This is a genomic window from Mesorhizobium sp. M2C.T.Ca.TU.002.02.1.1 (assembly GCF_003997225.1).
In genome coordinates this window covers 1-1,044 of the sequence record NZ_RZTO01001288.1, presented here as the reverse complement: position 1 = coordinate 1,044, position 1,044 = coordinate 1, and the positions used below count along the sequence as shown (strand labels likewise).

The following is a 1,044-nucleotide window of genomic DNA, read 5'->3' as shown; positions in this document are numbered from 1 at the left end:
TGCACAGACCACGCATCTCATCGTCTCGATCGCGCCCGACGAGGCCGGCGACCCTGTGCTGAACGCCGCCGGCGATGCGCTACGGGAAAATATGCCGGCGTTGGAATGGATCGCCTATCTCTCCACCGTCGGCGTCTATGGCGACCATGGCGGCGCCTGGGTGGACGAGGCGAGCGACTGCCGGCCGGTGTCGAAGCGCTCGGTGATGCGGGTGGCAGCCGAACAGGAATGGCTGGCGCTTGGCCGCGAGATCGACAAGCCGGTGGCGATCCTGCGTCTGTCCGGCATCTACGGGCCCGGCCGCAATGCGCTTGCCAACATCGAGGACGGCACGGCGCGGCGGCTGGTCAAGCCGGGCCAGGTGTTCAACCGCATCCATTGTGACGACATAGCCGGCGCGCTCTGGCTGCTGGCGGAAAAGAATCTCGGCGGCATCTTCAACGTCACCGACGACGAGCCGGCGCCGCCGCAGGATGTCGTCGCCTATGCCGCCGGACTGATGGGGGTGGAACCGCCGCCGGAAATTCCCTTCGAGACCGCCCAACTTTCGCCCATGGCGCGGTCTTTCTATGGCGAGAACAAGCGTGTGGCGAATCAGGCGATCAAGGCGGCCGGCTACCGCTTCCGGTTTCCCACCTACCGGGTGGCGCTGGAGCGGATGTGGGCCGAGGGCAACTGGCGGGACGGAGCGCCGCGCAGCCCGATGCGAGGATGATGCCGAAAAGTGTGAAGCGGTTTTCGGACGACATCATCCTTCTTGATCCAGCGCTGAAGATCGATGCGGGACGCGCGGCGTGGTATGATTCGTTCCCTGAGCGGGTTCGCCGACCATGCGGCAAAGACTGGAGAGGGACCCAGCCTGATGAATTTGCGATCGCTGCCTGACCGCAAGCCGTTCCTGACCGCCGCGCTGGCGCTGGTGGCGCTCGCCGCGCTGGCGGCTGCCGCCATTTCGGCCGAACCGCGCGCGAAGGAGCTGTTCGGCGCCCGCAAGCTGCCGGCGGTCGCGCCGGCGCAATCCTTCGGCTTCTACTCGAAAGGCTG

The 1,044-nt window shown here is 66.6% G+C and carries 1 protein-coding gene and 1 pseudogene; both read left to right on the top strand.

Going from position 1 to position 1,044, the window contains the following annotated elements; translation table 11 throughout:
• Positions 1-715, top strand: a 715-nt coding sequence (locus EOD07_RS35545) for an SDR family oxidoreductase (protein WP_164772906.1), incomplete at its 5' end; no start/stop codon positions are given.
• Between the two features lie 147 nt (positions 716-862).
• Positions 863-1,044: pseudogene (locus EOD07_RS35540) on the top strand (penicillin-insensitive murein endopeptidase); the annotation flags it as partial.